The 6,440-nt window shown below is 42.5% G+C and carries 15 protein-coding genes; 10 read left to right on the top strand and 5 right to left on the bottom strand.

Annotation, left to right across the window (positions count from 1 at the left end):
* Positions 1-150: 150 nt before the first annotated feature.
* The 10 genes from AC0NJP_RS17505 (at position 151) to AC0NJP_RS17550 (ending at position 5,000) form a co-directional block, all read left to right on the top strand.
* Entirely contained in the window at positions 151-465 is a 315-nt protein-coding gene (locus AC0NJP_RS17505) for a hypothetical protein (protein ID WP_474700624.1), read from the top strand.
* Between the two features lie 297 nt (positions 466-762).
* On the top strand, positions 763-1,062 hold the full coding sequence (locus AC0NJP_RS17510) for a hypothetical protein (RefSeq protein WP_474700625.1): 300 nt from the start codon (positions 763-765) through the stop codon (positions 1,060-1,062).
* Positions 1,063-1,096: 34 nt separating this feature from the next.
* The gene (locus tag AC0NJP_RS17515; RefSeq protein WP_474700626.1) at positions 1,097-1,510 is read left to right on the top strand and encodes a hypothetical protein; all 414 of its coding nucleotides are present in this window, start codon (positions 1,097-1,099) and stop codon (positions 1,508-1,510) included.
* Positions 1,507-2,058 (top strand): dUTP diphosphatase, encoded by a 552-nt coding sequence (locus AC0NJP_RS17520; protein WP_474700627.1) that lies wholly within the window; start codon positions 1,507-1,509, stop codon positions 2,056-2,058. The genes AC0NJP_RS17515 and AC0NJP_RS17520 overlap by 4 nt, the downstream gene beginning before the upstream one ends.
* Before the next feature lie 337 nt (positions 2,059-2,395).
* Entirely contained in the window at positions 2,396-3,079 is a 684-nt protein-coding gene (locus tag AC0NJP_RS17525) for a sigma factor-like helix-turn-helix DNA-binding protein (protein ID WP_474700628.1), read from the top strand.
* A complete protein-coding gene (locus tag AC0NJP_RS17530; RefSeq protein WP_474700629.1) occupies positions 3,076-3,894 on the top strand; it encodes a hypothetical protein in 819 nt (272 codons plus the stop codon). Before AC0NJP_RS17525 ends, AC0NJP_RS17530 begins: the two co-directional genes overlap by 4 nt.
* Positions 3,891-4,169 carry a hypothetical protein gene (locus tag AC0NJP_RS17535; RefSeq protein WP_474700630.1) on the top strand — a complete coding sequence of 93 codons (279 nt, stop codon included), beginning with the start codon at positions 3,891-3,893 and terminating at the stop codon, positions 4,167-4,169. The genes AC0NJP_RS17530 and AC0NJP_RS17535 overlap by 4 nt, the downstream gene beginning before the upstream one ends.
* Positions 4,132-4,587, top strand: a complete 456-nt coding sequence (locus AC0NJP_RS17540) for a YcbK family protein (protein WP_474700631.1) — start codon at positions 4,132-4,134, stop codon at positions 4,585-4,587. The genes AC0NJP_RS17535 and AC0NJP_RS17540 overlap by 38 nt, the downstream gene beginning before the upstream one ends.
* Positions 4,580-4,774: a hypothetical protein gene (locus tag AC0NJP_RS17545; protein WP_474700632.1), complete on the top strand. Its 195-nt coding sequence runs from the start codon at positions 4,580-4,582 to the stop codon at positions 4,772-4,774. The genes AC0NJP_RS17540 and AC0NJP_RS17545 overlap by 8 nt, the downstream gene beginning before the upstream one ends.
* Entirely contained in the window at positions 4,767-5,000 is a 234-nt protein-coding gene (locus AC0NJP_RS17550) for a hypothetical protein (RefSeq protein WP_474700633.1), read from the top strand. The genes AC0NJP_RS17545 and AC0NJP_RS17550 overlap by 8 nt, the downstream gene beginning before the upstream one ends.
* 22 nt (positions 5,001-5,022) lie before the next feature.
* Here the strand turns inward: AC0NJP_RS17550 and AC0NJP_RS17555 are convergent, their stop codons facing one another.
* The 5 genes from AC0NJP_RS17555 to AC0NJP_RS17575 all read right to left on the bottom strand — a co-directional run.
* Entirely contained in the window at positions 5,023-5,181 is a 159-nt protein-coding gene (locus AC0NJP_RS17555) for a hypothetical protein (protein WP_474700634.1), read from the bottom strand.
* Between the two features lie 11 nt (positions 5,182-5,192).
* Positions 5,193-5,513, bottom strand: a complete 321-nt coding sequence (locus AC0NJP_RS17560) for a hypothetical protein (protein ID WP_474700635.1) — start codon at positions 5,511-5,513, stop codon at positions 5,193-5,195.
* Between the two features lie 18 nt (positions 5,514-5,531).
* Entirely contained in the window at positions 5,532-5,723 is a 192-nt protein-coding gene (locus AC0NJP_RS17565; protein WP_474700636.1) for a hypothetical protein, read from the bottom strand.
* Positions 5,724-5,732: 9 nt separating this feature from the next.
* A complete protein-coding gene (locus AC0NJP_RS17570) occupies positions 5,733-6,101 on the bottom strand; it encodes a hypothetical protein (RefSeq protein ID WP_474700637.1) in 369 nt (122 codons plus the stop codon).
* Positions 6,102-6,117: 16 nt separating this feature from the next.
* Positions 6,118-6,440: tyrosine-type recombinase/integrase (locus AC0NJP_RS17575; RefSeq protein WP_474700638.1), on the bottom strand; the 323-nt coding region annotated here is incomplete at its 5' end.

Below are 6,440 nucleotides of genomic sequence, written 5' to 3' on the forward strand. Positions count from 1 at the left end.
GGGTGATACAATTAAGCTTGATCTTAATGGAAACGGTTCTGTTGACTATTATGTCTTTGATATTGTTCACCATTACCACAAAAATGACTTCGGAAGTAAGCGGATTCAAACGTCTGTGATCGTCAGAAAGTCGGCGGAGAGGGGTTTATATTGAAAGACGTAGTAGGCAATGAGCTAAAAATAGGAGACACTGTTGTTTGTGTTTCTTCCCCAGGCGGCCACCGGCGGCTAGTTAAAAAAGAAATTGTTAAAATCAACGCTAAAACTGTAAGCGTTTCGGAATTTGGCTGGCTTCACCCTAACCAGGTTGTTAAGATCCCAAAAGAAAACGAAATCGTTATAAGCAAGGACGTTTACGAAGAACTTAACAGGGAAGAAGCAAAACTTTGCGCTCTTGAAGCGGCTGGCGTGGATAACTGGCAAGGCTATGACGACGCTATGAATATTTTAGGAGAGAATAATTAATTGTTATCTCTTAAAACAAACGGTCTTTGGACTGAAATTAAAAACCGCTGCCGAACGACGGTAAATAAGCAAGACACAGAAAATGCCCCGTCGAGTAAGTTTAAATACGACTTGCTAATTTCGGAACACAGCCCTATTCGTATCCTTCGAATATCATGGATATGGGAAAGTATTAAGTATTGGCTATCAACAGAATTTTCGCGGCATCATATTGGCTGGGAAAAATGGATCTCAACTCAGAGGGATGATCGGACAAACATCGACCGAAACAAGTGCCCACAAGAGACTGAGGTTAGAATGGCCATTGAAGCGAACGCCCAGGCGCTTATAAATGTTTCGCGCTTTCGGCTTTGCAATGGCTCCGCCCACAAAGAGGCTAGGGCTAAAATGGAAGAGCTAAAAAGACAAATCCACGAAATCGAACCGGAGCTTGCTGACGTTATGCAAAAAAATTGCGTGTATCGTTGCGGTTGCCCTGAATTCGTGCCGTGTGGTTGGTGGGAGGCCTTTCAAAAACGTCACAAAGAAATGAATGTAGCTGATATTAAGTCAAGATATGAGGCTGCAAACGTGGAATTTTATTCCGAAACGAAATAAAAACAAACAAACAAGAATAAAAGGAGACTTACAAATGTCAGGAAAATATTGGGAAAATGAAGAAGCAAAAGTATTGAAAACAAAAGGGTATGAATTGCGCGGGTTTGTTGCTGCAGGTAAAGTCCAGGTTATTAAATTGAACGACGCCGGCGAACGCCATGCGACGGTTGTAATTGATCGTTATGCAATCAACAAAGCTATTGAACAAATTAGCGAAATCGCAGCCGGCGAAGGCAACGGCCAGGGCGGCAAGTATTGGGAAAACGAAGAAGCTCAAAAGGTAAATGCTGGAAGTATTGCAATGCGTTTCTTTATGACTGCTGGTAAAATGCAAATCACAACCTACAAAGACAACGAAAAACAAGGGTCTGTTACTCTCGACCGCTTCACGGTCAAAAAAGCAATGGATATGTTTAACGAAATTCTTGCTGGAGGCGCTGCAGAATGAAACCAGTAAATTTGAAAGTAAAAGCTCTATCTCCAGACGCAGTTATTCCTTCCTTTGGTAGCGACGGCGCTATGTGTTTCGATCTTGTAGCTTCAAAAGATACTTGGGTTTTACCAACGCCGGCAGCGGTTGTTGTTCCGACCGACCTTGCTTTCGAAGTTCCGGAAGGATACGCCTTATTTATCTTTGGCCGCAGCGGAATTACGTCGAAAACGCCGCTTAAAGTAGAAACAGGCATTGTTGATTCTGATTATCGCGGCCACGTTGGCGTCATGATGAGCAACGGCCAGCAAGTAACTCGCATGGATACACTTGGCTTCACTTTAGACGGCCGCGCCTATTATACGTCGGCCCCTGAACGGAAAGCTTTAGGATTCCCTCAAGGTATTCCGAACGGTTCTTTCCTTATTAAAAAAGGCGACCGTATTGCCCAGGCTCTTTTGCTTCCTAAAATTCCTGTACATTTCCAGCAAGTCGAAGAATTAAGCGAAACAAAGCGCGGTAAGGGCGGCTTTGGTAGCACTGGCGTAACGGCCGAAGGGAAGTAAGTCTTATTTCAGACGCAGCAACCATTCCAGTTCACTACTTTTTCGTAGATTTTCATGTTGAGCGCGGCGGGATTTTCGTCCCGTCCGGTCAATACTACAAAGTTTGTGTAGAGTGCGAGTCTAAAGAAAAAGCAGAGGCCGCTTTACAGGCTTATTCTTCCGACGTTCGGTTTTATAAAACCTGTGAAAAGGCTGGTAGAAACGACAAGGGACGCAGACAACTTGCCCCAGGTATTATTATTAAGTCATGTCATTTTGCAAGAGATAAATACAACGTATCTTTAAAAGCTTTGAAATGTGACGCCGATAGTCGAGACGCAAAGGAGCTTGCTGCGTAATGGACTATCTAGCCAAGATTGTAAGAGATTTAAAGGACGGCATTATTCCTCAAGAAGATTCCCCAAAGGTTTCAGGAATGTTGTCTTTCAAAACGGCTCAGGCTGATTTTAAGAAAGATATTCAAGATAGGGATTTTGCTCGCGCTATGGGAGCAGAGCTTGTAAGTAGCTATCAGCTACAATGGGGTTTATCTCCGGAAGAAATTCTCATCGAAAAAGAGGATAAAGAAGCGGCGGTCAATTTTCTTCTTGACGTAAAAGACTGTTTAGGCCCGTATCGATGGAAAATATTCTGCCTTTACTATATCAACGGTAGAAGTCAGGAAGAAATAGCCGAAAGATTTAAAATAACTCAACAAGCTGTATCGAAGGTTATTAAGAAGATTGATAGCAAAATCCAAATACTTCTCTTTGATAAAAAACTTTTTTCTCTCAAAGATGTTTTATCTCCGCCTCAGTCAACTTTAGAGGCTGATTCTCCAGAAAGCCCAGGCTGGCCGTTTGTATTTTTACAACAAGTCAGCGAAGACGGATTTTGGAGAACTAAAAAGAACGGCAAAAGGGTCTTTGAATCCAAAACGGTATGTAAAATTCCGGAATATCTTTACGAATCTTTTAAAGACAGCAATACAGTTTGTACTATGTGCGAGGTATGCTCTCGCAGCGAAGGAGTGATTCAATGAATTTACTTGCAAACAAAGAAAAGCTCCTCGCTGAGGAGCTATCAAAGCATGTAATTGAACATCGTGTAAAAGGGTCCCAGGCGTTTTTTATGAACGCGGCGGATTGGCATTATGGCCTCAATAATCGCGATTTGGCAAAGGCTATTGTCGAATTTATTCTCTCTGTCCCAAACTTCTATATTACCTTAGGCGGCGATTGTGCTAACTACTCGACCAAAATATCGAAAGGGAATCCTTTAGAAGAATGGGCTGTCGGAGATAAGCAACTTTATGCCCTGGCTGAAGACTTGCGGCCGCTGGTTGACGCTGGCCGGTTGTTAGGCATCATTGAAGGAAATCACACCGCTGGACGTTTAAAAGATACGATCTTCACGACGCCCGAAGGAATTCTTGCTTATTTGTTAGGTAAGCCGCAGCTGTATAAGGGAGAAATGGCAATGATTTACTTCAATGTAAATAAGAATTGCTACGTTCATTTCATGCAGCATAAGTCTGGGAAAGCAGCTGATAAGTTCGCATGGATCGCGGCCGATTGTGTCTGGCGCGAGCATGTCCATGAATACAAAGCTGTCCCTCAGCTAGTTGTTGAACATAACAAATATACGCAGCCGAAACGGCCGCTTGTAAAAACTGTTTGGGAAGTATTCAGCGGCAGCTTGCAGGTTTATCCTTCTTATGCTAAAAGCGGCGGTTTTCGGCCGATCCTACCAGGTACAATGATCTCTGAAATGAGTGGACAACCTGGCGGCTGGAAAATGAGAATGTGGCGCGACGAAGACCTTTTCGACGCGATTAAAAAGGGGTATCAAGTATGATAAACGCTTATGATGATTTACGACAAAAGGTTATTGATTTTCAAACGGTCGGCGCCGATCCAGCCGATTTCGAAGCGTATATAAGCGACGAAAGCCGTTTCGATTTTAAAAAGACTCCTGTATGTTTTGTCGGACCTGGCCTTGCGGCGGTTTTAGTAAATTATCACCCTCTTGTCCCTGAGGGCCGCGCTGTGTTACTCCCGAAGAATTATATGATTCCTGATACTTGCCCTTGTTGTGGGCAAAAAATCGAAAGAGGCGATCAAAATAAGTAAGTATTTTCAAGACAACGAATTACATTGTCATGGTGAAGAGCCTGACCACTATCAAGCTTACGGCCGCGCTTCTGGCTGCGGCTGTGGAGGAAGTTTAGGCCCTGGTATTAGCGAAACCCTTTTAACTTTACTTGATGCAATTCGTGAAGCTTACGGAGGGCCGCTGTCTTTATCTTGTGCTTACCGTTGCCCTGTCTGGAATGAGGTTGTTGGCGGCGAGCTGAACAGCTTTCACACGCAAGGATTAGCCGCTGATATTGAATTGCCCGACGGCTGGACCGTAGATAATTTTGCCCAACTTTGCCGCGATACAATGCGAGAATTAGAAATCGCCGGCGGAGTTGGTAGATATTACGACACACTTTTTGTACATGTTGACGTAAGAGGTTATGAGGCGCGGTGGTCAGATCATGATTGACTGTTACCTGGTTGTCTATGACGAAGCAGATTTTATAACAGGAAAAGAATCTACTCATTTATTCCGTGGTTATGATACTCTTGGCCCAGCGAGACAGCAAAGAACAAGACTCAAAAAGCAAACATGTCGTAAAAATGTCCGGATCTTAAAAGTAACAACTGTAGAGGAGGTGGAAGTCAATGCTTAAAATTGTTCAAGATGTTGAAGTTGTTTCCCCTGGCACAGAAGAATGTAACCATGTTTTTATTCAGAAGGATAAAGGTAAAATTAGCTTTAGAAAGCTAACTCATACGCAGGAAAAAATTTGTTTCACTTGCGGACGCCACGAAATTACGACAACTAAGATCGTGAAGGAAAATCCATTCACATTCGAAAACGTTTTGGCGAGATTCCAGACGGTAAAAGAAAAATAAGCCCCGAAAAGGGGCTTATCTTTTATCCAGCGCCTAACAAAGTTAGGACTCTAACACATTCTTTTCGGCGGCCTTCTAATTCCGCGACCGTTTTCTTACTAGGCCAAAAGCTAGAAAGCTCTTTATTTATTTTCTCATCAAGAGAAAGTATTCTATGTCTTATTTCCATAGCAAGATCCACGTTAGCCCTCCTTAGTTAGGCATAGCGCCTTTTGCAAAAGCTTTACCAGGACAGTCGGTTTCTTCGCAGGTGTCGCAGCCTCGTTTTACAGCCGCTTGTTCCATTACGTTTTTAATATCTTTATTATTAAAAATATCGTGAAGAATTGCCGCTAAAGGATCGTGATGCAAGTATTCTCCGATTAAATTGTCGATAACAATTTTTAGTGTCGGTCTGGAAAGTTGACCCGTTACGGTAATTCCTTCCTTACGGTCAAGGACTACTAAATACTCTTTAACATCGGTATGTACTTGTGATTCGGTTGGCGTTTTGTGGATGGTAATAGTTGGCATTTTTAAAACCCCTTTATTTTAATTTAATACCTTTTCGCATACGTCGCAAATATCAGAACCGTTATTCGGAGTCTTTAGACGATGGGGGCAGGTATTTTGTAAGCGCTTTATTTCGTTTAGTTCTTCTTGTTCTTGTAGCTGTAAAGTGACTAAGCGGCGGCCGTGGTGGTTAATTCCGTCGCGAATTTCTCTTTCTTGTTCAGACAACATAGAAGCCTCCTAATTAATATCAGCCATTAAAAGTAAAGGTTTCCCATCGACAAAAATGTTAGAGCCAAGAGCATGATCATGAAAGTATTTTGCCAGAAGCTCCTTGAGTTCCGGAACAAACTGAACAAGATCTCCTTTTATGTCGCTGGGACAGATAGTAATAGTAAGGCGGTCCATATCTTGTCGATCCTCAAACCCTTTGAATACGCCAAGATCATAAGCTGCTTTCACAAGCTCCTGAAGATATTCGCTAGGAGCCTGTTTTAAAAGGCCGTCAAGAATTGTCTGAAAGTCAGCGCCTGTATTAAAGACGCTTTCTTGGTCTTCGGAGAGGACTCCAAATTTCCGGAGCGCGTTAAAAAGTTCTTTTTGTTCCATTTTCATTTTCCTTTCGCTAAAAAGAATTATCCTCAATAATATCTTTAATATCCTGACAACCTTTTTTAACTTGCAGGTCCTTACAAGAAGGAAGTTTTAGCCGAAAACCGGTTGTTTTATAGCCAGTTAGTTCTTGCACGACTCTAGGATCTACGCCTTTTGTGATAAGTTTAGCCGTATAGCTATTTCTAAGGTTTTGAGCGCAAATATCTAGGCCGGCAAGATCTGCCGCGTTCCTTACTTGCTTCTGTAAAGTAAAGCTTTGAACTCGACCGTTTGCTGTTGTAAAAAGAGCTTCATCGTCTGTATTCCTTCTGATTTTCAAGTACAACAAATAGT

It is taken from the genome of Pelorhabdus sp. sgz311002 (assembly GCF_056134285.1).

Coding starts and splice junctions, on each gene's coding strand:
- AC0NJP_RS17510 (WP_474700625.1), top strand. CDS start 763: ATGGCCATTGAAGCGAACGCCCAGGCGCTTATAAATGTTTCGCGCTTT.
- AC0NJP_RS17515 (WP_474700626.1), top strand. CDS start 1,097: ATGTCAGGAAAATATTGGGAAAATGAAGAAGCAAAAGTATTGAAAACA.
- AC0NJP_RS17520 (WP_474700627.1), top strand. CDS start 1,507: ATGAAACCAGTAAATTTGAAAGTAAAAGCTCTATCTCCAGACGCAGTT.
- AC0NJP_RS17525 (WP_474700628.1), top strand. CDS start 2,396: ATGGACTATCTAGCCAAGATTGTAAGAGATTTAAAGGACGGCATTATT.
- AC0NJP_RS17530 (WP_474700629.1), top strand. CDS start 3,076: ATGAATTTACTTGCAAACAAAGAAAAGCTCCTCGCTGAGGAGCTATCA.
- AC0NJP_RS17535 (WP_474700630.1), top strand. CDS start 3,891: ATGATAAACGCTTATGATGATTTACGACAAAAGGTTATTGATTTTCAA.
- AC0NJP_RS17545 (WP_474700632.1), top strand. CDS start 4,580: ATGATTGACTGTTACCTGGTTGTCTATGACGAAGCAGATTTTATAACA.
- AC0NJP_RS17550 (WP_474700633.1), top strand. CDS start 4,767: ATGCTTAAAATTGTTCAAGATGTTGAAGTTGTTTCCCCTGGCACAGAA.
- AC0NJP_RS17560 (WP_474700635.1), bottom strand. CDS start 5,513: ATGCCAACTATTACCATCCACAAAACGCCAACCGAATCACAAGTACAT.
- AC0NJP_RS17565 (WP_474700636.1), bottom strand. CDS start 5,723: ATGTTGTCTGAACAAGAAAGAGAAATTCGCGACGGAATTAACCACCAC.
- AC0NJP_RS17570 (WP_474700637.1), bottom strand. CDS start 6,101: ATGGAACAAAAAGAACTTTTTAACGCGCTCCGGAAATTTGGAGTCCTC.